Below are 22,870 nucleotides of genomic sequence, written 5' to 3' on the forward strand. Positions count from 1 at the left end.
ATGCCCAATGCCCAATGCCCCATGCCCAATGCTCATCACACAGTCTTTTTGCCCATTAATCGGAAGAATATCTTCTCCGATTCCACCCAAACAAACATTAAGGCACTAAAGCCAATACAAATCGCTAACTCCTGGGGGGGTAGCCAGTGAGTACCAAAGAAATCTCGCAGGGGTGGAACGTAAACTAGCATCAACTGCAAAATTGTCGTGACAACTACAGCCCCTAACACAAACGGATTAGAGAAGGGATTCATCTCTATGGTTAGTTGGTTATTGGAGCGAATAGCGATCGCATGACCCATTTGCGCAATACACAGGGAGGTGAATACCATTGTCTTCCAGCGTTCTGGGTCGAGTCCTGGCCCTGTTACTGCTTGGGAATGATAGTATGCCCATTCCATGAGAATAATCGTGATAATCGCAAAGATAATTCCAATGCGAATCATATAAGAACCCAATCCCCTAGCAAAGATACTTTCGCGGGGGCTGAAGGGTGGGCGTTGCATTACATCTGGTTCTGGGGGTTCCACAGCTAAGGCTAAGGCTGGTAAACCGTCTGTAACTAAGTTCATCCAGAGAATTTGTAAGGGGGTGAGGGGAACGCCTCCCAACCCTAAAATTGGTGCGGCGGCAATTGTTAGCACTTCGCCAATATTACTTCCCAGGATGTATTTAATAAAACGGCGGATGTTGGTGTAGACTACTCTACCTTCTTTGGTGGCAGCGACGATGGTGGCAAAGTTGTCATCTAGCAGCACCATGTCGCTAGCTTCTTTACTCACATCTGTGCCAGTAATGCCCATTGCAATCCCGATATCGGCTTGTTTCAATGCTGGGGCATCATTGACACCGTCGCCTGTCATGGCGACAAATCTACCACGGCGTTGCAGGGCTTTGACAATTCGTAATTTGTGTTCTGGGGAAACTCGCGCATAAATGCTGACTAAGTCTACATTTTGCTCTAGTTCCTCGTCGCTCATGCGCTGTAATTCTTGCCCAGTCAGAACACGCGCACCTTCCTCTGCTATGCCTAAATCAGCCGCGATCGCTCTTGCTGTTAATTGGTGATCCCCTGTAATCATCACTGGGCGAATCCCCGCTTCCCGACATTCTTGGACTGCTGCTCTCACTTCTGGGCGTGGTGCATCTAGCATTCCGACTAATCCCAGCCACACCAACTCGGTTTCTGAGGCTTCGTCTGAGCCTTCTGGCGGGATTTCTGCCCAGGGTTTGTAGGCGAAACCTAGTACCCTTAAACCTTTACTCGCCATTTGGTCATTTTCTGCCAAGATTTGCTGGCGTTGTTCTTCAGTTAAGGGGGCGGAATGTCTCCCCAAATAAACTTGGCTGCAACGCGCCAAAATTAACTCTGGGGAACCTTTGGTAAACATTAAGTAATTTTCAGTTTGCAGAAAACCTGCGATCGCTGGGTCAATTCCTGTGCCGGAAGATTCACCAGTATTCACTGCCTCAACCTGAGAAATTACGCTCATCCGCTTACGTTCTGAGGAAAAGGGGAATTCTGCTACTCTGGGTAATTTACTATCCCACTGGTCTTTTTCAATACCTGCTTTCCCTGCCAGGGTCATCAATGCGCCTTCGGTGGGGTCGCCTAAAATTGCCCATTCCCCAGTTTCTTTTTGCAGCACCGAATCATTACAAACAGCACAGGCGACTAGCAAAGCGGAGATTTCCGGATAATCTTCTACAGAAATTTTTTGTCCGTTTAATTGAAAATCCCCTATGGGCGCGTAACCTTCTCCTGTAACTTTAAAAGTATCATTATTTGTATAAACTGATTGCACGACCATTTTGTTCTGAGTTAGCGTGCCAGTTTTATCAGAACAGATAGTAGTTACAGAACCCAAGGTTTCCACCGCTGGGAGTTTACGAATCAAGGCATTGTGCCTGACCATGCGCTGGGTTCCCAATGCCAAGGTGACGGTGATCACGGCGGGTAGACCTTCAGGAACCACAGCCACCGCCATACTCAAGGAAACTTCGAGAAGTTCTTGTAACTTGCTAAAACCTCTGGTCTGAATGATACCGCCGATGACAACAATTGCCACGAGAATCAAAGAACCGCTGACGAGGACGTTACCTAGTTGCGTCATCCGCTGTTGCAGAGGCGTAGGTTCACTTTCCACTGACTGCAACAGAGTAGCAATTTTACCTAGCTCTGTTTTCATGCCAGTACTAGTAACTAGAACCTTGGCGCGTCCTTGGACAACTTCGGTTCCTTGATAGACGACATTGAGGCGATCGCCTAATGATGTTTCTTCTGGTAATTGTAATGTTGCTTGTTTATTGACAGCTTCGGCTTCGCCAGTCAGCGCTGATTCCCGAATTTGTAAATTCGATTGTTCAATCAAGCGCCCATCAGCAGCTATTTGCACCCCAGCTTCCAGCAGCATCACATCCCCAGGAACTATTTCCTTAGAGGCGACATCCAAGAGTTTGCGATCGCGGATGACGCGCACTAGGGGAGAGGAGAGTTTTTTCAGAGCTGCAAGGGCTTTTTCGGCACGGCTTTCTTGAACATAGCCAAGGATACCATTGAGGATGACGATAGCCATGATGGCGATCGTATCTTTGAATGGCACTTCCCCAGGCTTAAGGGTACCTCCTTGCCAAGCCACGAGGTCTAAACCCCCGGAAATTAAGGCTACAGCAATCAGCATCAACAACATGATGTTCTTGAACTGATCCAACAGAATCTCCCAAGCACTGCGGCCACCATGTTCCTCAAGTTCGTTGGGGCCGTATTTTTGCAACCGCTGTTCAACTTCTTGGGGTGTTAAGCCACTGTCTGCATTACTATTAAGCAGGTCTAGCGCTTTATCAACTTCTAAACTATGCCAAACAGTGGCACCTTCAGGCAGAGAATTAGCAGACATCGTGTAAGTCACAGGAAATGGTTACAGAATTCGATCATAATTTAGTGGTGGCTGGAAAACCATCAACTAAAGTTACATACAGGCTATTGCCAAATTGTAATAGTGTAGATGTGATTCCTGACATTTGTCACTTTCTCCTCTGGGGAGTTATATGTGTTATTTCCTAGGCCAGAGTTGTTGTGGAACACATTCCACTGATAATGGTAAGCAAGATCCATCTGAAGCTTGGTCACATGGGACGCACCACAAATTATTTTAGGCGTGCTAAACGAATTAAATGAATATGCTTAATATGAGTTTCCCTCTTCCCAGTATGACCGTTAGCGATATGTTTGGGCAAAGAACAATTCGACCGCTAACTGCTGCCGCATTAAGTGGTATTGCTTTCATTCAAGATAGACTCATTGCTATTGATACTATTAAAGGACATCTGCTAGAAATTGACCCAATATCAGACAACAGCAAAATTCTCAATCCGCACCAAGTCAAGGAATTTACTGAAGTCACAGGTCTAGCAGTATGGGAGGACACCCTTTGGGTAACTCGTGGTAACAGTGTATATCGCTGCCAACTGAATTCTTTAGGTCTAGAGCATTTTGTGACATTGCCTTATCCGGCTGATGGTGTTGCTGTTTGGGAATCAACAGTTTATATCAGCTGCCAAAAGCTAGGCTATATCTTGATTTATGAATCCGATAGCCGCAAAGAAATTACCAGGTTTTATGCGCCTGGAGTCGGTTTAGAAAATTTGGCAGTTAGTCAGGATACTTTGTGGGTAAGCGATCGCACAGAACAAACAGTTTATTCCCTCGATCGGGCTACTGGAGAAATTCAATTCACTGTCCTCACACCCTTTGACTCGCCTACAGGTATAGCTGTACATAAAGATGGCGAAACAGGCAAAGAAAATCTTTATGTCGCTTATGCCTCAGAAGAGCCTTATATTCGGGATAACCCCAATGCTGATCCCAGTCATGAGCTAACATACCGCGATCGCACTTTCATTCATCCCCTGTATTATCATTACGAGCCAGAGAAACGCTACGCCCTTTCCAATGGCTACCTGATCGAAATGTCCTATGCTGAGGAAATTGCACCTTTAGAAGAGGTGTATTTAACAAATTTAGAGTGGCGGATAGCTTTACCATCGGAAACCGAACGCCAAAAAGTCAAACACGTTGAACCTATTGGTCTACCTTTTACAGAAGAAGTGATCGATGGACAACGGGTAGCAGTGTTTAAATTTGATACCCTCACCCCCGGCGAACGCCATATATTTGGCTGGAAAGCGACTTTAGAAGTGCGCGGAATTAAATATCGCATCACCCCCAAAGATGTCGAAAATATTCCCGAACTTTCATCAGAATTTGAAAGCCGCTACTTAGTGGATGATGATGATTTAGCAATGGATACAAGCATTGTCCGCCATGCAGCTAGGGATGCAGCAGGTTCAGAAACCAATCTGTTGCGGAAAATGTACAGCATCCGCAATTATGTGTACGATGAATTATCTTATGGTATTAAACCTTACATTGATACGCCGGATATTGTTTTAGAACGGGGAGTAGGTTCCTGTGGTGAATATGTGGGCGTTTTGCTAGCACTGTGTCGTTTGAATGGCATTCCCTGCCGCACAGTAGGCAGGTATAAATGTCCACCTAATGGCGAACTTCAAGGCATACCCCTACAACCAGACTTTAACCATGTTTGGTTAGAGTTCTACATCCCGAATATCGGCTGGTTACCAATGGAATCTAACCCTGATGATGTCGGGAATGCCGGCCCCTATCCCACACGCTTTTTTATGGGTTTATGCTGGTATCACATTGAAATTGGCAAAGGTATCACTTTTGAAAGCATTTCCAGTGGAGGTGAACGTCTCACCAAAGAAGATATTGCCATTGGCGACCTAGCAATTAATCATATTCGGTTTACAATTCTTAAAGAATTGCCGCCGTTTTAAAGTGGGCATTGGGCATTTGTCCCCCTTGTCTCCCTTGTCCCCCTCATCCCCCATTCACCCTTAAAATAGGCATAGAGTGAGCTTGAGGCTGTTTCAAGTCCGCAAAATCACAGATAGAGCGAAATGGGCAAAAGCGGCAGTGCGAACCGGGATTTGGGGGGAATATTTTACTGAAATCTTCCGTTTCTTGGTGATATTTTTGTAAATCTTGCTGATGTCTTTGGGCAATGTGAGCTAATTCAAATTCTAAGGATGCTAACTCGTGATGATTAATGCGGATTAATTCTGATTTTTTACAAAGTTCTAAATTATAGAACGATGCCACAGCTTCATGTCCGGGGTAAAGATAACGGGCAGCTAAAAGATAAACTAAAGCTTGTCGCTGGTCAAAGGCAGCTTTACCCGTTTTAAAATCTAAGATATGCAAAGTGCGATCGCTATCAATAAAGACACAATCCATCGCCGCATATAAACGGAAGCAATAATCATCCTGGTCAATTAAAATTGGTTTCGGGAAGCCTTCATCCCCCGGAGTTAATTGGAGGATATTTTTATTCAACAGCAAAGGCGCGTTGTGATATTTTTGCAAGATTTGCCGCACCCGCTGTTGAACTTCATGATCGGTATGGCTTAATTGCAGTATCTGGGCGACTTGATCGACACCATCCGATTGCTTTAATAGATGTCGATGATGATGAAATTCATAAACCCCTTTTTGGGCGAGGATACCAATGCGCTGGGGTGCAGTCGCTTTGCCTAAGAGTGCCTTAACTTGTGGCTCATGCTGACGCGCTTTGACAAACCCCCGTCTCATCTGGCAATGCCAGCGTTCTTGCCCTGTCGCTGGGGCAACTAAAGACCAAAGGTGATAACTGGCAAAAGGTCGGTCGGGGATTGACATCGCTAACAAGCAGTGAGAAAAATAACGATGGAGATACTTGCGGCTACGCACGCTTTGCGCGAAGCTTCCTATAGTAACGAAGTTGGAAGGGAGACTGAGGCATCAATGAGCGCTAGTAGCAAATCCAGCAAAATTCAATTTGGTACTGATGGCTGGCGAGGAATTATCGCCGACGATTTTACTTTCCCCAATGTGAGGAAAGTTACAAGAGCGATCGCTAGCTACCTGGAAACAGCCTATACAAAAGACAGGCCTGTTCTTGTAGCCTACGATACTCGATTTTTAGCTGACCAGTTTGCCCAAACAGCCGCCCAAGTCTTGGCAGACTTGGGTTGGACGGTAAAAGTAACTAATCGGGATTGCCCCACACCAGTAATCGCCTATAACGCCCGTCTCCTAAATTCAGCAGGGGCGTTGATGTTTACGGCAAGCCATAATCCTGCACCCTACTGTGGGATTAAATATATCCCTGACTATGCTGGCCCTGCCACACCTGAGATTACTGATACTATTGTGGCAAATATTGAAAGTGCATCAGATGCGCCACCAAGTAGCAGCCCATCGGGTTCTATTTCTATTTTCGATCCGAAACCCGATTATCTGCAATTTCTCTACACCCTAATTGATGTTGAAACCATCAAAAAAGCCCAATTGAAGGTAAAATACGATGCTTTGTATTCAACTTCTCGCGGTTATTTAGATGAAGTTTTGCAACAATGTGGTGTGCAGCTAGAAAGTTTTCACACTTGGCGAGATGTGTTGTTTGGCGGTGGAATGCCAGAACCTAAAGGCGAGCAACTGGTAGAGTTAGTTGAAGCTGTACGCGCCGATCAAGCAGATTTAGGATTAGCAACAGATGGCGATAGCGATCGCTTTGGGATTGTCGATGAACAAGGCAATGTTCTTACCCCAAACACTGTGCTGCTATTGCTAGCACGCCATTTAATTAAAAATAAAGGCAAAACTGGCGCTATTGTCCGCACTGTCGCTACAACCCACCTATTAGATAATTTTGCAGCTAAATACGGGCTGCCAATTTATGAAACAGCAGTAGGCTTTAAATACATCGGTGAAAAAATGCGGGAAACCACCGTATTAATTGGTGGTGAAGAATCCGGCGGTTTAAGCGTAATCGGGCATATTCCCGAAAAAGATGGCGTTTTAGCCGATATGCTAGTTGCAGAAGCGATCGCCTATGAAGGTAAGCCTTTGAGTCAATTAGTCAAAGAAGCGATCGCCGAAGCTGATGGCCCGCTTTACAATAATCGCCTAGACTTACATCTCACCGAAGCCCATAAAACAGCCGTCATCGACTCCTTCACCAAAAATCCACCCACAGAAGTGGCGGGAATTAAAGTTAAAGAAGTCGGTCGCAAAGACGGAATTAAACTTTACTTAGAAGAAGGAAGTTGGATATTACTGCGTCCCTCCGGTACAGAACCCCTAGTACGTGTTTATCTAGAAACCCACTCACCGGAAAAACTCACCCAAATCGCCCAAGAAATGGAAAGTGCGATCGCTAAACTGAAGTAAAACCATCACCCTAACCCCTCTTCCCAGACGGAGAGGGGTGTAAATAATTATGAAAAGTATTAGTAAATTTTTAATATCTGTAGTAATAGCTGTCTGGGTAATGGCGATCGCGCTCATCTCAGTCCAAAACGCCACACTAGTACGGTTAAAATTTTTATCATTCCAATCAATTCAAATACCAGTAGGTTTAGTACTAGCTTTTTGTGTTTGTGTGGGATTAGTTGCTATCACAGTGCTGCAACCTTTGTGGGGTGTTGCTGATTCTCGAAAGGTTAATTCTCGGTTTGATGAAGATGCCGAATTTTTCGTTGATGATGAAGATTTTTGAGCGATAAATTAATTTGTATGGATGAGTTTTGCAAAAGTTGCTTGTACTTCCTCATTACTGGCAAAATCTGCTATTTCGGCTTCAGCGATTCCGTTTATAATCTCCTTTATTTTCCACTGATGCATCTCTAGATAAGCGTCTATTGCCTCATTCAATACGTAACTGCGATCGCGGTTTATTCCTGCGGCAATAGCATCAAGTGCAATCTTCTTATCGCTATCTATGTGAAAGGTAATGTTTTCTTTGGTCATCGTTCTCTTCGATTATTGTACATAAGTACGTCGATGGGAAAATTTACAAGTATGAAATTGCCAGTTGAACAAAGTGAAACCTAACAATCGCAAGGATTTCAGAAAATTTACATTTCGTTACATAGTTAGGTTGATTGGTGCCTACCTACTTAATTATTACATTGCAGTATTTTGTAATACTTCGCAATAGAACACAGTATCATAACTGATATATATATTTTCCAATTAAACTTGAAACAAGCATCTCAGGAGTATATTAAGATGGCTTGGGCATCTGGAGAGAAGTTGTATGGCGCTCGCTACATCGTCGAAAAGAAACTAGGTGAAGGTGGATTAGGTGTAACCTATCTTGCTAAAAACAAAAAAGGGAGTCGCATTGTCATCAAAACTTTAAGAGATGAAATGTTAGCTGATTCCCGGATAGACTGGTATCGAGAAAAATTTCTTGAAGAAATAATACAATTATCTAATTGCCGTCATACTAATATTGTTCAAATAGAAGACTTCTTCAAAGAGAGAAATTTGCCATGTATGGTCATGGAGTACATTGAAGGAGAAGACTTAGAAAAACTTGTTACTAACCAAGGTATTCTAAGAGAAGCAGAAGCACTGCGCTATATCTGGCAAATTGGCGAAGCACTGACTGTTGTTCATGAGAAAGGCTTGTTGCATCGGGATATCAAGCCGTCTAATATTATGGTGCGTTCCACTAATTCTGAAGCAATTCTGATTGACTTTGGTTTAGCACGGGGTTTTATTCCAGATTTCACCCAGCAGTTAACTGTTGGGCTTACCCACGGATTTGCACCACCAGAACAATATTTTGAAGAAGGTAGATGGGGTGAATACACTGATGTTTATGCCCTAGCTGCGACTCTATATTATCTGTTGACGAAAACTCGGCCTATTGCTGCTCCTTATAGAGCTTTAAATGCACCTTTCAAACAACCCCAACAGATAAATTCCCGCATCAGCGATAGAGTGAATCAAGCAATATGGCAAGGTATGGCTTTAGAAGCCACAAAGCGTCCTCAGAGAATACAAGACTGGTTGGATTTATATAGACGCTCCCAGCAAGAAATATTACTTTTAGAAAAACCCCCAGTCGTTGTCGATAGCAGGAGACAACAAGTGCAACTTTGCCCCGATTTAATTACAGCTTGGGGTAATGCTAATTCAATGCGTCAACTTCACTGGCTGTGGCAGTTAGCGAATCTTTGGCAACCGCTGTTAAGTGAGGGTGTAGCTACTAGCTTACTCAAACCCGATTTAATTAGGGTAGAAGGCACGTTAGTACGCTTGTTGGAATTGCATTCTGACTCAGAGACAACACCAAGCTTAAGCGAATTAGGTAAACTTTGGCAGCAGTTACCCAAAGCAGCGAAACCAGCTATTGCTGAATTTATTCAGAACATTACTAGTTCCTTAATTTCACAAGAGATTAATTCAGCTGAACAATTAATCGCAGTGTTAGATCAAGGATTAGCTCAATTAGGGCGATCGCAAACGTCTACTATTAAAATTTTTACTAAAACTGATACCGGCCCCAGCTGCCAACGAAATGAAGATGCTTGTTATCCTCTTAGTGGGACTTTAGTAACTAAACCGCCTCAATTCATCACCTTTGCTATTGTCTGCGATGGTATGAGTGAACAAGAAGGCGGGAGAGTAGCATCAGCTTTTGCGATTGAAACAATTCAACAGCAATTACAGCAACTGGCAAAAGTTCCCCCAGAGCATATAGACCCTTCACTGCTGCTAAATGACTTAGAATCCGCTGTAGCAATTGCGAATGACAAAATCAGCCAGCGCAACGACTACGAAAATCGCCAAGGTCATCAACGCATGGGCACAACTCTGGTGATGGCATTGCCCATTGCCCATGAAATGTATATTACTCATGTCGGTGATAGTCGTGCCTATTGGATTACCCGCCAAGGTTGTTATCAAGTTACCCTAGATGATGATGTTGCCTCCCGCGAAGTCAGGTTAGGGTATTCTATCTATCGGGAAGCCGTACAACAGAGTGGTTCAGGTTCTCTGGTACAGGCTTTAGGGATGAGTTCGAGTACATCACTCCATCCCACCTCCCAGCGGTTTATTCTCGACGAAGATGCTGTTTTCTTACTGACATCCGATGGCTTAAGTGATTTTGACAGGATAGAAGATTATTGGGAAACAGAAATCTTGCCAATTCTCAATGCGGGAACAGATGTAGCCAGTGTTGCGGAAAGATTAGTAGAAATCGCCAATACCAAAAATGGGCATGATAATGTCACCATCGCTTTAGTACACTATCAAGTCAAATATACTGAGCCAGAAGTAGTCGTGAATGCAGTCATTCCCGAAAGTTTTTCAACCACAGCCTTTTCCCCAACCATCTCAATTAAAACGTCTAAAGTTTCGTCAAAGCCTAAATGGTGGCCTTTTTAGTGGACAAAGTGATACTCCTTCTGAGTAGGTTTAGTGAGCGATCGCTTGAAAATACCTAAACTTCTGAGCCATAAAAAATGAGCGATCGCTGAAGTTTAGCTTCAAGTAGTGCTAGGTTAAAAAGTGATGACTAATCACAAGTTTTTCAATTAACTAAGTTTGTTTAGTCTTATGACTGTAAATTACCAAGACATTATTACGATTGAACCAGGAAAGCGAGGCGGTAAGGCTTGTATTCGAGGTATGAGAATTACTGTATATGATGTTTTGTCATATCTTGCTTCTGGTATGACATACGAGGAAGTGCTGAATGACTTTCCTTATTTAACACAAGAAGATATTTTAGCTTGCCTAAGCTATGCGGCTGATAGAGAACAGCAAATGCTGACAATGCAAGCATGAAGTTACTATTTGACCATAACTTATCACCTCGGTTAGTAGATATACTTGCTGATATTTACCCAAATTCTCAGCATGTTTTTATCTTAGGTTTGGATCGAGCAGATGATCGAAGTGTGTGGGAGTATGCTCAACAAACTGGATTTACTGTTGTAACCTAGAGATGCTGATTTTAATGAATTGAGCGTTTTGCGAGGATTTCCCCCCAAAGTAATTTGGATTCGTCGTGGTAATTGTTCAACTAGTCAGATTGAAGAAATTTTGCGATCGCATTTAGAGGATATCCAAGCCTTTGAAAAAAAACCAAATTTGGGAGTTTTGACACTGTATTAGACTTGAAAAGCATCTTATGGAAACTGAGTATGATTTTAGCCAAGGCAAGCGGGGAGCAATCGAGCCTACACCACCAGGAAAAACCAGAATTACAATTCGCTTAGATGATGAAATACTGGCATGGTTTCGTGAGCAAGTTAACGCAGCAGGTGGGGGAAATTACCAAACTCTAATTAACGATGCATTGCATGAGTACATTCAGCAGCGTCGTGAACCATTAGAAGAAATATTACGGCGAGTTTTGCGAGAGGAACTGGAGCGCATGGGAAAATGAGGTAGCGATCGCCTACACATCATTAGATAAAAAATGAGCGATCGCTTGAGTATATAGCAATCTTATATAATTTGTGAAAATTCGCGCTGTGCAGATCCCCGACTTCTTTAAGAAGTCGGGGATCTAATTTTTGACGAATGATTTAGGACTGCTATATTAAACTGCTATTAAATATTGCTCAATATTTATCGCAGCTATTTCATCTACTCCTACTAAAAAAGGATTCCGATAATTTTCCTTAATAGGTACATTGGTATGGTTTAGCTTGCCTTCTGTATCTAAAATTTTCTCTGTCAAAGTATTGATAAAAAATTCGATTGCTGGCATTAAATTCTGCACGTTTTCAGCTATACCATTGCAATCAACTAAGCTGATTAGATATGGCAACCAAGCAGCAGCTTCCTGAGGTTTTTCTCTAACAAAGATAGCTAATTGATGGCTATTGATTAACTCATCAATCGATTCATGTAGAGATTGTAAATTACTGATACAATCAGTAATCTTTTGTCGTAACTGTTGCATATAATTAGTTGTAGAGTGAATTTTTGCAATAGCAGTATTCACTTCACCTTCATACTCGCTTACTTTTGTCACAGCCTTATCTAACTCACGCTTAATCAAAAAGCCGCTAATTAGCACAACTGGACTGACTGCAATCTGACCAGATGCAAGTAAGGAGCCAATAAATACGCCTCCACCAGTGAGAGAAATTGCGCCATTATTCACCAAATTTAAAGTTAAAGTATAATTTTTTTGAGCAGTTATTTTTTGATAAATCACTTCTTTTACTGCTGTTTTGAGAGAGTTTGTCAGATTCATTACACTTTCATATTCTGCTCCTGAATCAACATTATTAGCTAGCATTTCTGCAAATTCCGGAAACGGCTGTAGAGAGCTTTCGCTAGAGTTAACATTTACATTGTTATGTTTTAAAACCTTAACTAAGCGTTCTATAATGTATAAAACCTCACATCGAAGTTTAATATAATTTTCTGCCAGATTCTTAGTAAGATTTAATTCATCATTAAATGTTTGAAAAGCCGCATCGTAGAGTTTTTCTTGATTTTTAAAATTTTTCTTAGTCTTATCAATATTAGAAATTGCCCTAACACCTGCAAAAGCTCCTAAAGAAGCACTACCTAAAGCAAAAGTACTCAACAAAAGTTGCAGCATAAAGCACTCCTGGGCGTGATTAGTGGTGAGTTTTTCTTTCCAGAGATACCATACTTAGTAATTCAGGCATACTCTTATACTTATATTTCCCCAATACCCCAGCTAATCAACACGAAAAGAACAGAAATTTGAGACTGCTATGAAAGATGAATTGGTGTGGGCGATCGCAAAATCCGCGCATGTAAATTGAGTATTTGTACTCTAATACCATGTAGCGATTTAAGTATTAGTACTTATGAAAAATCATGCGCATGTAGGGGCGGGGAAACCCCACCCTAGACGACAATCCATGACACTGAGAACTATTCTTTAGGTTAGTTGTAGCCTGAGAAAATCAATAAATTCCAGTAGTTCTGTCTCAGAGAGATGGTGACGCGATCGCTTACCGTATTTCTGCTGCAAATACTCTCTTCCTTGCTCTGGTGACCAATTTAATTGTGCTAAATATGTATCACTTTGAGCAATAAAACCTGCACGAATTTCCGATATATTTGTATTAGTAGATATTTCTTTATGCTTGAAATTTATATTTGGCAAATTATTTATTTTAAGACTGACCTTTTGACCTAAAGCTTGCCAATCTATTTCTTTATGCCCATCCCAACTCACACCTACAGAACGAAACGTGACGGGATTATAAATTGTACAGAATACAATTGTTTTATCACCAGGACTAACTGCAATGGTCAGAGGTTGAAGTAACTGTTCATCAGTCAAAATATCAAGTGATAGTAACAAACTTTTGGAAAAGTAAGATTCACTTCCTGAGCGCACAACATAAGGTCTCTCTGCCAAAATATGCAAATCAGTTTTTTCAGCTTCTCCATAGGAAGTTTCCACTTTTTTGTTAACTTCTATTCCTGTGATTAACCCAGTCAATGCTCTGTCATAAATTGGTATTTGCCTTTGCTCATCAGATAACATATACCAACAGTGGTCGCTTTCTTTACTGACAAAAACATATTGAGGCTTAGGGATAGAGCCGAACCCTAATTTGACTTTCATAGCTTTGATGATGGTTTTTGTAAAGAGATTTTGGCCGCCGCCAAGTGATTATTTCCTTTACAGATATAATTCCCGCATCATCAAGCTAATTAACAAATTTAGTCCCAATTTCAAACTAAATTTTCCGGTTCCACACCTAAATCTTTCAACTTTGCTTCCAATATTCGCGCCCGTTGTTCCGCTGCAAAACGCCGCTGTGCTTCAAAATTCATTTGTTCTTCGGCTTCCTGGATGCGTTCTTCTGCTGTAAGTAACCTTTGTCCTTCCTCGTCATACCAGTACAACCACTCCCGTGCAATCCCTTGATAAATTCCCCGTTCTCGCCCAATTCCTAAACCAATTTCTGGTAACCAAACCGGACTACCTGACATCAGTAAATATTCACCATCCACAAGGCGATAAACTTCCAAAGGCGGCTTTTTGCGGCGGAAAGGATTGTAGATAACGTAGTATAAAATACCTAGCTTTTTGGCATAAAATTCTTTCTTACTACTGTATTCTCCCCGATCTACTTGGGAAACAACTTCTAGTACCAAAATTGGCAATTGATTTTCTTCCCATAATACATAACTCAAGCGTAAGTATTCATCAACGAAGCGCTTAACTCCCAAACTCAGAAATCCATCAGGGACAAGAGCTGGCTGGTTAGCGTCATAATAAATACCCATATTGACACCAAAAAACCAATCCCAACTTTCTGACCAGATCAGAGCCAGTATACTTTCGAGCAGTGCAGGGATGAGATGCTGTAATTGATTATCCACAGGGGTATCATCAGAGTTGGGTAATTCTTCGGAAGATGGCAAACAATGTAACGGGTTGTAGTTTAACATGAGCGGTATGCCAAATGCTGATTCTAGATGGATTTTCGCCAATGAATTCTAGTGAGGCTTGTAAATAGTCCACGGTCTTGTTGTTGATATTCTAAGCAAATTTGAGGTTTTAGTTAAAATCAAGCTAGATAGCAGCACTATCTAATTTTATAAAAATATTGTCAAATGTCATACAGTCAATTCAGTCTAGAAACTATTGAGACCACCTTTGGCATTACCATTCAAGAATCTGTAGGGATTTTTGCTGATATACCTTCTCTAGAGTACAGTAGTTTTTTAGCGCAAACGCTCAAAAAATATATACCCTTGGCTTTAGCTATTGGCACTGAAAAATCACGCTCTGAGTTAATATTGACACCAATACTATTTGAATTAAAAGAACAGTTTCAAAATAAAATCAGTTTATTTTCTGGACGTGAATTTAATGTTAGTCCTGAAAAAGGATTAACAGGTTTTTGTGATTACCTCATTAGTAAATCTCCAGAACAAATAATTATTAAAGCGCCAGTTGTTACCTTAGTTGAAGCTAAAAATGACAACATTCAATCTGGCTTAGGACAATGCATAGCAGAAATGATCGCTGCACAATTATTTAACCAACAGAAAGGCAATGAAATTGAGACAATTTATGGTACTGTCACTACAGGCACTAACTGGAAATTTATGCGACTCACTGGGCAAATAATCGAGATTGATTTAAATGAATATTTCCTGAGTGATGTTGGTAACATTTTGGGAATCTTAAGTAGTTTTATTAAATTATGAATTATAGCGATTCTCAATTATCGGTTGTAGGGGTTGAGGTCTTGTAGGTTGGGTTGAGGAACGAAACCCAACATTGATCTGGATATTAGACAAGATCTAAAAACAACTGACAACTGACAACTAACAAATGACACGCAAAGCGCAATAAAAAAGAGCGGGTGTATAACCCGCCCTAAAATTAATAGTCATAGCAACTATTAATTTTGTCCTAATTACCAATTTCCGGCGCAACTAAAGAAACTTTTGGTACTTCTTTTTGCTGTGCTAATGTTGGCACTGAATTACGCAATCTTGCTGTTAACTGCACTGTTGTGGAGTCATACATTTGAGTCAGCAATTTTGGATAGAAACCAATACCAATAATTGGTACCAACAAACAGGCAATGATAAAGACTTCACGAGGTTCTGCGTCTATCAATGCTTGGTGAGAAACTAATTCTTCGTTCTCTTGACCGTAGAAAATTTCGCGTAACATTGAGAGCAAATAAATTGGCGTTAAAATTACACCAACTGCCATCAAGAATACCACGATGACTTTAAATGTGGAGTTATATGCATCGCTGGTAGCAAAGCCTACAAACACCATTAATTCTGCTACGAAACCGCTCATTCCTGGCAAAGCTAAAGAAGCCATTGAACAGGCAGTAAACATAGCGAAAATTTTCCGCATCTTCTTGCCGACACCACCCATTTCATCCAACATCAGGGTATGTGTCCGGTCATAAGTTGCACCGACCAGAAAGAACAAACTTGCCCCAATCAAACCGTGGGAAACCATTTGTAATACTGCCCCACTTAATCCCAAATCTGTGAAGGAGGCAATACCAATGGTGACAAAGCCCATGTGGGAAATTGAGGAGTAGGCGATTTTCCGCTTCAGGTTACGCTGGGCAAAGGATGTCAGGGCGGCGTAGATGATATTCACCACCCCCAATACCACTAAGACGGGCGCAAAATAAGCGTGGGCATCGGGTAGCATTTGGGCATTCATCCGAATTAAGGCGTAACCACCCATTTTTAGGAGAATACCAGCCAATAACATATGCACCGGGGCTGTAGCTTCACCGTGAGCATCTGGGAGCCAGGTATGCAAAGGGATGATTGGCAACTTAACGGCGTAGGCAATCAAAAATCCAGCATATAGTGCTAGTTGGAAATTGAGAGCGAAGTCCTTAAGAGCGATCGCTCGCATATCGAAAGTTACTGTATCGCCGTAAAATCCCATTGTCAGGGCAGACAGCAAAATAAACAGCGACCCGCCAGCGGTGTACAAAATAAACTTTGTCGCCGCATATTGCCGCTTTTTGCCCCCCCAAATTGACAGCAGGAAGTAGATTGGCACTAGTTCCAGTTCCCACACCAGGAAAAATAACAGCATATCCTGGACAGCGAACACGGCAATCTGACCGCCATACATTGCCAGAATCAAGAAGTAAAATAACTTCGGCTTAAACGTTACAGGCCAGGCTGCTAAAATTGCCAGCGTGGTAATGAATCCAGTCAAAATAATCAGGGGCATTGATAAGCCATCTGCCCCTACTGACCAATTCAAATCCAGCTGTGGTACCCAGGGGTAACTCTCGACCAACTGCAAATCGGGATTTGAGAAATCGTACCCAGTATAAAAAGCGTAAACAATCAGTGCGAAATCTATCAGCCCTACAATCAGGGAATACCAGCGCACTGTTTTGCCGTCTTTATCTGGGATGATGGGAATCAGTAGCGACGCGGCTATTGGCAACAGAATAATCGTCGTCAGCCACGGGAAATTAGCTGTATTCATCGCAATTCGTCTGCAATCAAAAACGTTTTTGGCAAAAAGTCACTAGCTATTAAGTAGCAGCTTTTTCGAGATTTGGTCTCCCTTGTTAGGTTGATTTAACAAAAATGAAGAAAGATGAAGGTAGGTAAATGGATCAGCCCGCCTTCATCTCTATTAAACACAATATTTCACTATTCACTAAGATACTGAGCTATCACTTGTGATGAATCGCTAAAGGAGTGCTGACTCCGAATTCTCTTCGGACTCAAAACTCAGCACTCATAACTCAACTTAGGTAATACCAAAGAAAATCACTAAACCCAAAACTGCCCCAAAGATAATTAAGGCATAGAATTGAGCGCGACCGTTTTCTAGGTATTTCAGTCCTTCACCACTCACAAGGGTGAAAAAGCCTGTAAGGTTAACAGCACCATCAACGACGCGGAAATCAACTTCCATGACTTGTCTAGCTAGGCGACGCAAGCCGACGACAAAGACGCGATGGTAAATGTCATCAAAGTACCACTTGTTGAGGGAAAGCTGATAAAGTGGTTTGATTTGGGATGCGATCGCAGCTGGGTCGATTTTACCGCGCAAATACATCAATGAAGCCAAGGTAATCCCAATCAAGGAAATGCCTACAGAAGCCCCTGCCATAATGTAAAATTCCGTCGGGTTAAACTCGGCGGCTTTTTCCAGTACTTCACTCAAGGTTTCTGACGGTGGGAAGATGAATTGCTCAAAGTAGTTGGCGTATGGTGTGCCTACTAAACCAATCAAAATCGAAGGCACGGCTAAAACTGCCAAAGGTAGGGTCATTGTCCAAGGTGACTCATGGGGAGTATCGCTGTGATGTCCATGAGAGTCATGGTCGCTGTGATGTCCGCCAGTTGCAGCCAATTCGCCTTTCTTCATCGCGCCAGGCCCAAAAGTCGGGGCTGGTTCTTCTGACTCTAATTCCAGGATAATTGTCGAAGCTTTCTTCAGCTTGTCTTTGATTTTCTCGTCAGTACCCCGGAATTTGCCTTCAAATGTCATGAAATACATTCTAAACATATAGAAAGCAGTAATTCCGGCAGTTAGCCAGCCAATCAACCACAAAAATGGGTTAGCTTCAAAGGCTTTGCCGAGAATTTCATCTTTTGACCAGAAACCAGCAAAGGGTGGCACACCAGAAATTGCCAAGCAACCAATCAAAAAGGTAATCCCGGTGACTGGCATATACTTGCGCAATCCGCCCATGAGGCGCATATCCTGGGCTAATGCGGGGTCGTGACCGACGACTCCTTCCATACCGTGAATTACAGAACCGGAACCCAAGAACAGCATCGCCTTGAAATAGGCGTGGGTCATCAGGTGGAATAATCCAGCGCTGTAGGAACCTACTCCCATTGCCATCACCATGTAACCCAATTGGGAAATGGTGGAGTAAGCTAAGCCCTTTTTGATGTCATTTTGGGTAATAGCAATTGATGCTCCCAAAAACGCCGTAAATGCCCCCGTAAAGGCAATGACGTTCATGGCTGCGGGAACGTGTTCAAAAACAGGATACATCCTGGCAATCAGGAATACCCCGGCGGCAACCATTGTGGCGGCGTGGATTAAGGCCGAAATCGGGGTAGGGCCTTCCATCGCATCCGGTAGCCAGACATGGAGCGGAAATTGAGCTGATTTGGCTACTGGGCCGAGGAAAACTAAAATCGCCAACAGGACAGCGAGGAAATTGCTGATTGAACCCGATTGTACAAGTTCGCCTAGGCGATCGCCCATTACACCAAAATCAAAGCTGCCTGTTGCCCAAAATAGCCCCAAGATGCCGAGTAAGAGACCGAAGTCGCCCACACGGTTGGTGACAAATGCTTTTTGGGCTGCGTCTGCTGCTGACTTGCGATCGTACCAAAAACCGACCAGCAAGTAGGAGCACATCCCGACTAATTCCCAGAATACGTAAACCTGCACGAGGTTGGAACTGACTACCAGACCCAACATTGAGGAACCAAACAAACTGAGATAGGCATAAAATCTGACGTAGCCCGGATCATGGGACATGTAGCCATCGGTATAGACCATGACTAAGAAAGCTACTGTGGTCACAATCACCAGCATCACTGCTGTGAGGTGGTCGATTGTGTAGCCCATACTCAGATGAAAATTCCCTGCTGCTGCCCATTCTAGGGTGCGGACATAAGTTGGATGTCCTTGAATTTGGCTCCACAGCAAGGTAATCGACAGCCCCATCGCTGCTCCCATGAGGGAGATAATTACCGCAGCGTTCAGCTGTCGGAGGCGGTTTGTCACCTGATTTATCGAAATTAATCCTAGACCGACCAGCATTGCCCCAAACAAAGGGAATACGGGGATCAGCCAGGCATATTGATAGATTACTTCCATCACTGACGCTTACTTTTAGGATTCTTGACTAAGTTAGGACAGCGCTAGCGACGGTCTTGAGAAGACTGGGACACACAGACAAATGTGTAGACACTGCTTTTGTGGGTTCGGTCGCCAGACTTGTCATCCTTGGGAGAAGCCACAAAAAATTGCGGTTTCTAGAGCATAGGCGACTGCGTTAGCGCATCATCACTTTAAAGCAATCTCCGTTGCAGTCAACTGTCCGTCCTCAAGCAACTGTCTAGGTCGAACTGTTAATAATTGTGACACACTCCCTTTAGCATAAAATACCCCACCAGGAGGTCATTAGGTGGGGTGTTAAGCTTGGTTTTAGATTTGCTTTACCAAATGGATTGTTAAAAATTAATGGTCAAGAGTGACAATACTCAATTTTGAGTATTGACTTTTAACTGTTTTTATGATTTGCGACATCCTAAATCGACTGTTTTGGCGTTACTGTAAATTGGATAACGCTTGCTGTAACTCACTTTAATCTCTTCTAGAGCTAGACGTAAGTCGTCTCTGCCACGAAAACTCTCAAGACGATACTGGATGATGCCATTTTCAATTAACAGTAAAGTTGGCAGTGACTTTAGTCGATATGTCGTAGACAATTTAAAATTTTGGTCAGCGTTCACTCCAACTAATTTAATTTGCTCCCCGCATTGGGCTTGAAATTGCAATAACAGGGGCTGGATAATGCGGCACAAGCCACACCAAGGTGCTTCAAAATTCACTAAAACCGGGATAGGAGATTCTAAAACTTCTTGAGTAAATGTCCGCTCACTAACCGACAACACCATGACGCCTCTAAAATTATAGGGTTTTTATATCAAACTAACTATCGACAGGTAGTATTGGCAAGCCAGTGACTGCCGATAGACGCTCTGTGGGCACAAATAGTTTAGACAAAAATTGATCGCGTTGATTGCGGCACTGATAAAAAAGCCACCGTAAATGTCGCGTAGGCTTTTTTGGATGCTCAACTCTTGATAGTCACTGCTGCTGAGGGATACAAGTTAAGTTAATCATTTGTCAGTTTTTTTGTGGCTTTATTCTCATCTAAGTCCGTTAATAGGCGCTTGCAGATTTCTTGACCACTAACCACTGTACGGGCGGGTTTACAGATATCAAAGCTGATCAACGATGATCTCAATAAACCCGCCCCTACTGACACCATCCTCATCCAGCAAGAGACCTGAGGATTTTTGCTCCCTAGCAAAAATAATTTACCAGCGACTACCAACCTAAAATCTCAAACCGACTACATGCACCCCCACTGACAGCTATTTGAATTTATCCTACATTGATTTGGTAGCAATTGATAAGTTGTGATTTTCATCAATTTTAGTACTATATTCTGATAATGGGGATCGCCTAAATTTACCATGTTAACTTACTCGTTGCTGATAATAACAGGGGGTGCGACCACCAAAGCAAAGCCACAAAAATGGCAACTCCTAAATAAGCAGGACGCAGAAATTCTGACCATAAGAGACATTGACGACCTGCGATAATTGCAGCGAAGGGAATAATAGAAGTCCGCTGTTTGATACTTTCAAAGGCTTCGCCATAGCGTTGACCCAGGCGACGATCCCCGTGCCAGACACCAAACAAATGATGCAACACTAAGCCAATAGAGGTGAACAGCGTAAAGCTAGTGCCTAACCAGAGAGTATGGGCAACACACCAAATTATTTGTCCTACCATTTGGGGATGACGGGTGATGCGAATAATTCCGGTCTCGTAAAGATGAACCTGGGGCTTTTGAATAGCGGCAATTTCTAGTAGATTGAAGGTAGCAGGATACAAAAACAAAAAGGAAATCGCTGACAGCACCCAAACTAAAATCTGCACACCTGGTACATCTTTCACCTGCCAAAGTTGCAAGCCATCATAACGGTGATTAAAAAAGTAAATAATTAATATTACAGCTAAGGGTAAGCTGACTAAGGCAAATAAAATCCGGTAAAGCCTAGGTCCCATGTATTTTTCTGCCCAAGGACGTAAGGCGGCTCCCCCGCTGTGAGCGATCGCAAAAACTAACTGTAGCCCCAATATGACAAAATGACTGGGGGTCAACCAAGAAATCAGCATCATAACTTATACGTAAGTGAAGTAAATTAAAGAAAACTTAGTTCAGTACAACCAATACCACAAAGTATTCAAATAGGAACTTTAGTCAAGATGTTGTGCTACTGTCTTTTCCAAGCCTTGCTTCCAGGTTTAAGATGCCATCAATCATGCCGCCAATCGGAGGTGTGAAATGCTGATTTCTTACCAAAGCCCCTCCTTTCTTGTTTGTGGGTTTAGCCTATGTCTGACCTTCCTTTCACTTTAGATCAGTTACGTATTCTCAAAGCTATCGCCGTAGAAGGGAGCTTCAAGCGCGCCGCTGATAGTCTTTATGTCTCCCAACCAGCCGTCAGTTTGCAAGTGCAAAACTTAGAACGGCAGCTGGATGTTCCTTTATTTGACCGTGGAGGCCGTCGTGCCCAATTAACTGAAGCTGGACATTTACTTCTCAGTTACGGGGAGAAAATCCTCAGTCTCTGTCAAGAAACCTGCCGTGCGATCGAAGATTTACAAAATCTCCAAGGAGGTACTTTGATTGTCGGTGCTTCTCAGACTACCGGCACTTATCTGTTGCCCAAAATGATCGGCATGTTTAGACAAAAATATCCCGATGTGGCGGTACAATTACACGTCCACTCGACTCGCCGGACAGCTTGGAGTGTCGCTAACGGACAAGTGGATTTAGCCATCATTGGCGGCGAAATTCCTGGTGAATTGGCAGAATCTTTAGAAAAAATTCCCTACGCTGAAGATGAGCTGGTGCTGATTTTACCGATCTTCCATCCCTTTAGCAAACTCGAAACTATCCAAAAAGACGACCTTTATAAACTACAATTCATCACTCTAGATTCGCAATCGACTATCCGCAAAGTCATTGACCAAGTGCTAGCTCGCTGTGAAATAGATACGCGGCGTTTTAAAGTCGAAATGGAATTAAATTCCATAGAAGCAATTAAAAATGCCGTGCAATCTGGGTTGGGAGCAGCTTTTGTTTCCACCTCCGCCATTGCTAAAGAGTTACAAATGGGCGTGTTGCACTGTGCCGCGATTGAAGGCGTTGTTGTTAAGCGTACACTTTGGCTGATTTTTAATCCCAATCGCTATCGTTCCAAGGCAGCAGAAGCTTTTAGTCAGGAAATTTTGCCTCAGTTTGCTACCCCAGGATGGAATCATAATGTATTAAAGTTGTCGCCAAAAAATTTAATGCTCAATACATTGGATATAGTGACACCCGCCGCCACTGACGAAGGCTAACCTCTAGTAATTAGTTATTAGTCATTAGTCATGAGTCATTAGTTAAAAAGACGATTACTGCTGCGCGGTAGTCAAAAGAAGGGTTGTTTAGCTAGTAACCGCCTGTAGAGCAAGTTACCCTAGAGTAGTCAGTACTTTATTTGTGCCTACTGAAAGTAGCTGGCTTTCATGTGCCTAGTTTGACCACACCAAGCCGCTAGTCTCGTCTTCGATTAGCCTCTACGATCCTGGCTGATGCCGAAATTATAGAGTAGGGGTTATATATTTACGCGCCCGCTGTACGATGGACTACTGACTAT

The 22,870-nt window shown here is 42.7% G+C and carries 19 protein-coding genes and 2 pseudogenes; 11 read left to right on the top strand and 10 right to left on the bottom strand.

The features are described from left to right. Nucleotides 1–35: 35 nt before the first annotated feature. Nucleotides 36–2,897: a cation-translocating P-type ATPase gene (locus tag AACU32_RS27735; protein ID WP_096604365.1), complete on the bottom strand. Its 2,862-nt coding sequence runs from the start codon at nt 2,895–2,897 to the stop codon at nt 36–38. A gap of 292 nt (nt 2,898–3,189) precedes the next feature. On the opposite strand from AACU32_RS27735, the gene AACU32_RS27740 reads away from it, so the two are divergent. After that, nucleotides 3,190–4,860, top strand: coding sequence for a transglutaminase domain-containing protein (locus AACU32_RS27740; RefSeq protein ID WP_096604366.1), 1,671 nt, complete (start codon nt 3,190–3,192; stop codon nt 4,858–4,860). Between the two features lie 43 nt (nt 4,861–4,903). Here the strand turns inward: AACU32_RS27740 and AACU32_RS27745 are convergent, their stop codons facing one another. Next, nucleotides 4,904–5,761, bottom strand: a complete 858-nt coding sequence (locus AACU32_RS27745) for a PD-(D/E)XK nuclease family protein (RefSeq protein ID WP_096604367.1) — start codon at nt 5,759–5,761, stop codon at nt 4,904–4,906. A gap of 105 nt (nt 5,762–5,866) precedes the next feature. On the opposite strand from AACU32_RS27745, the gene AACU32_RS27750 reads away from it, so the two are divergent. Next, entirely contained in the window at nt 5,867–7,294 is a 1,428-nt protein-coding gene (locus tag AACU32_RS27750; protein ID WP_096608207.1) for a phosphoglucomutase/phosphomannomutase family protein, read from the top strand. Between the two features lie 49 nt (nt 7,295–7,343). After that, nucleotides 7,344–7,622, top strand: a complete 279-nt coding sequence (locus AACU32_RS27755) for a lipopolysaccharide assembly protein LapA domain-containing protein (RefSeq protein ID WP_096604368.1) — start codon at nt 7,344–7,346, stop codon at nt 7,620–7,622. Between the two features lie 8 nt (nt 7,623–7,630). Here AACU32_RS27755 and AACU32_RS27760 read toward each other — a convergent pair whose 3' ends face one another. Beyond that, nucleotides 7,631–7,873 (bottom strand): CopG family ribbon-helix-helix protein, encoded by a 243-nt coding sequence (locus tag AACU32_RS27760; protein WP_096604370.1) that lies wholly within the window; start codon nt 7,871–7,873, stop codon nt 7,631–7,633. Nucleotides 7,874–8,134: 261 nt separating this feature from the next. Between AACU32_RS27760 and AACU32_RS27765 the strand changes: the two are divergent. The 6 genes and pseudogenes from AACU32_RS27765 to AACU32_RS27790 form a co-directional block, all read left to right on the top strand. Beyond that, nucleotides 8,135–8,893 (top strand): annotated as a pseudogene (locus AACU32_RS27765) (serine/threonine protein kinase); the annotation flags it as partial. Between the two features lie 45 nt (nt 8,894–8,938). Continuing rightward, nucleotides 8,939–10,237 (top strand): annotated as a pseudogene (locus AACU32_RS27770) (PP2C family protein-serine/threonine phosphatase); the annotation flags it as partial. A 240-nt stretch (nt 10,238–10,477) separates the two neighbouring features. Further along, the gene (locus AACU32_RS27775) at nt 10,478–10,708 is read left to right on the top strand and encodes a DUF433 domain-containing protein (protein WP_096604374.1); all 231 of its coding nucleotides are present in this window, start codon (nt 10,478–10,480) and stop codon (nt 10,706–10,708) included. Then, entirely contained in the window at nt 10,705–10,866 is a 162-nt protein-coding gene (locus tag AACU32_RS27780) for a DUF5615 family PIN-like protein (protein WP_339378326.1), read from the top strand. The genes AACU32_RS27775 and AACU32_RS27780 overlap by 4 nt, the downstream gene beginning before the upstream one ends. 28 nt (nt 10,867–10,894) lie before the next feature. After that, on the top strand, nt 10,895–11,038 hold the full coding sequence (locus tag AACU32_RS27785; RefSeq protein WP_339378327.1) for a DUF5615 family PIN-like protein: 144 nt from the start codon (nt 10,895–10,897) through the stop codon (nt 11,036–11,038). 16 nt (nt 11,039–11,054) lie between these two features. Then, on the top strand, nt 11,055–11,312 hold the full coding sequence (locus AACU32_RS27790) for a BrnA antitoxin family protein (RefSeq protein WP_096604376.1): 258 nt from the start codon (nt 11,055–11,057) through the stop codon (nt 11,310–11,312). 156 nt (nt 11,313–11,468) lie between these two features. Here the strand turns inward: AACU32_RS27790 and AACU32_RS27795 are convergent, their stop codons facing one another. The 3 genes from AACU32_RS27795 to AACU32_RS27805 form a co-directional block, all read right to left on the bottom strand. Continuing rightward, entirely contained in the window at nt 11,469–12,485 is a 1,017-nt protein-coding gene (locus tag AACU32_RS27795; protein ID WP_096604378.1) for a hypothetical protein, read from the bottom strand. 309 nt (nt 12,486–12,794) lie between these two features. Beyond that, entirely contained in the window at nt 12,795–13,490 is a 696-nt protein-coding gene (locus AACU32_RS27800; RefSeq protein WP_096604380.1) for a hypothetical protein, read from the bottom strand. 110 nt (nt 13,491–13,600) lie between these two features. Continuing rightward, nucleotides 13,601–14,323, bottom strand: coding sequence for a Uma2 family endonuclease (locus AACU32_RS27805; RefSeq protein ID WP_339378328.1), 723 nt, complete (start codon nt 14,321–14,323; stop codon nt 13,601–13,603). 165 nt (nt 14,324–14,488) lie between these two features. On the opposite strand from AACU32_RS27805, the gene AACU32_RS27810 reads away from it, so the two are divergent. Further along, entirely contained in the window at nt 14,489–15,088 is a 600-nt protein-coding gene (locus tag AACU32_RS27810; protein WP_096604382.1) for a hypothetical protein, read from the top strand. A 208-nt stretch (nt 15,089–15,296) separates the two neighbouring features. Here the strand turns inward: AACU32_RS27810 and AACU32_RS27815 are convergent, their stop codons facing one another. From AACU32_RS27815 to AACU32_RS27830, 4 genes are all read right to left on the bottom strand, one after another. Next, on the bottom strand, nt 15,297–16,871 hold the full coding sequence (locus tag AACU32_RS27815; protein ID WP_096604384.1) for an NAD(P)H-quinone oxidoreductase subunit 4: 1,575 nt from the start codon (nt 16,869–16,871) through the stop codon (nt 15,297–15,299). A 270-nt stretch (nt 16,872–17,141) separates the two neighbouring features. Then, the gene (locus AACU32_RS27820; RefSeq protein WP_096604386.1) at nt 17,142–19,241 is read right to left on the bottom strand and encodes an NAD(P)H-quinone oxidoreductase subunit 5; all 2,100 of its coding nucleotides are present in this window, start codon (nt 19,239–19,241) and stop codon (nt 17,142–17,144) included. 416 nt (nt 19,242–19,657) lie between these two features. Beyond that, complete coding sequence (locus AACU32_RS27825; RefSeq protein WP_096604388.1) at nt 19,658–20,044, bottom strand: thioredoxin family protein; 387 nt, start codon at nt 20,042–20,044, stop codon at nt 19,658–19,660. Nucleotides 20,045–20,624: 580 nt separating this feature from the next. Then, nucleotides 20,625–21,341 (bottom strand): NnrU family protein, encoded by a 717-nt coding sequence (locus tag AACU32_RS27830; protein ID WP_339378329.1) that lies wholly within the window; start codon nt 21,339–21,341, stop codon nt 20,625–20,627. Between the two features lie 216 nt (nt 21,342–21,557). On the opposite strand from AACU32_RS27830, the gene AACU32_RS27835 reads away from it, so the two are divergent. Further along, entirely contained in the window at nt 21,558–22,571 is a 1,014-nt protein-coding gene (locus AACU32_RS27835; RefSeq protein WP_096604390.1) for a LysR family transcriptional regulator, read from the top strand. The last annotated feature ends 299 nt before the right edge of the window (nt 22,572–22,870 follow it).

The sequence above is a fragment of the Calothrix sp. NIES-2100 genome, from assembly GCF_963875285.1.
Taxonomy (GTDB): domain Bacteria; phylum Cyanobacteriota; class Cyanobacteriia; order Cyanobacteriales; family Nostocaceae; genus Aulosira.

Bases quoted from the DNA above. Each gene is read 5' to 3' on its own strand.
- AACU32_RS27735 (WP_096604365.1), bottom strand. From the start codon at position 2,897: ATGTCTGCTAATTCTCTGCCTGAAGGTGCCACTGTTTGGCATAGTTTA.
- AACU32_RS27740 (WP_096604366.1), top strand. From the start codon at position 3,190: ATGAGTTTCCCTCTTCCCAGTATGACCGTTAGCGATATGTTTGGGCAA.
- AACU32_RS27745 (WP_096604367.1), bottom strand. From the start codon at position 5,761: ATGTCAATCCCCGACCGACCTTTTGCCAGTTATCACCTTTGGTCTTTA.
- AACU32_RS27750 (WP_096608207.1), top strand. From the start codon at position 5,867: ATGAGCGCTAGTAGCAAATCCAGCAAAATTCAATTTGGTACTGATGGC.
- AACU32_RS27755 (WP_096604368.1), top strand. From the start codon at position 7,344: ATGAAAAGTATTAGTAAATTTTTAATATCTGTAGTAATAGCTGTCTGG.
- AACU32_RS27760 (WP_096604370.1), bottom strand. From the start codon at position 7,873: ATGACCAAAGAAAACATTACCTTTCACATAGATAGCGATAAGAAGATT.
- AACU32_RS27775 (WP_096604374.1), top strand. From the start codon at position 10,478: ATGACTGTAAATTACCAAGACATTATTACGATTGAACCAGGAAAGCGA.
- AACU32_RS27780 (WP_339378326.1), top strand. From the start codon at position 10,705: ATGAAGTTACTATTTGACCATAACTTATCACCTCGGTTAGTAGATATA.
- AACU32_RS27790 (WP_096604376.1), top strand. From the start codon at position 11,055: ATGGAAACTGAGTATGATTTTAGCCAAGGCAAGCGGGGAGCAATCGAG.
- AACU32_RS27795 (WP_096604378.1), bottom strand. From the start codon at position 12,485: ATGCTGCAACTTTTGTTGAGTACTTTTGCTTTAGGTAGTGCTTCTTTA.
- AACU32_RS27800 (WP_096604380.1), bottom strand. From the start codon at position 13,490: ATGAAAGTCAAATTAGGGTTCGGCTCTATCCCTAAGCCTCAATATGTT.
- AACU32_RS27805 (WP_339378328.1), bottom strand. From the start codon at position 14,323: ATGTTAAACTACAACCCGTTACATTGTTTGCCATCTTCCGAAGAATTA.
- AACU32_RS27810 (WP_096604382.1), top strand. From the start codon at position 14,489: ATGTCATACAGTCAATTCAGTCTAGAAACTATTGAGACCACCTTTGGC.
- AACU32_RS27815 (WP_096604384.1), bottom strand. From the start codon at position 16,871: ATGAATACAGCTAATTTCCCGTGGCTGACGACGATTATTCTGTTGCCA.
- AACU32_RS27820 (WP_096604386.1), bottom strand. From the start codon at position 19,241: ATGGAAGTAATCTATCAATATGCCTGGCTGATCCCCGTATTCCCTTTG.
- AACU32_RS27825 (WP_096604388.1), bottom strand. From the start codon at position 20,044: ATGGTGTTGTCGGTTAGTGAGCGGACATTTACTCAAGAAGTTTTAGAA.
- AACU32_RS27830 (WP_339378329.1), bottom strand. From the start codon at position 21,341: ATGATGCTGATTTCTTGGTTGACCCCCAGTCATTTTGTCATATTGGGG.
- AACU32_RS27835 (WP_096604390.1), top strand. From the start codon at position 21,558: ATGTCTGACCTTCCTTTCACTTTAGATCAGTTACGTATTCTCAAAGCT.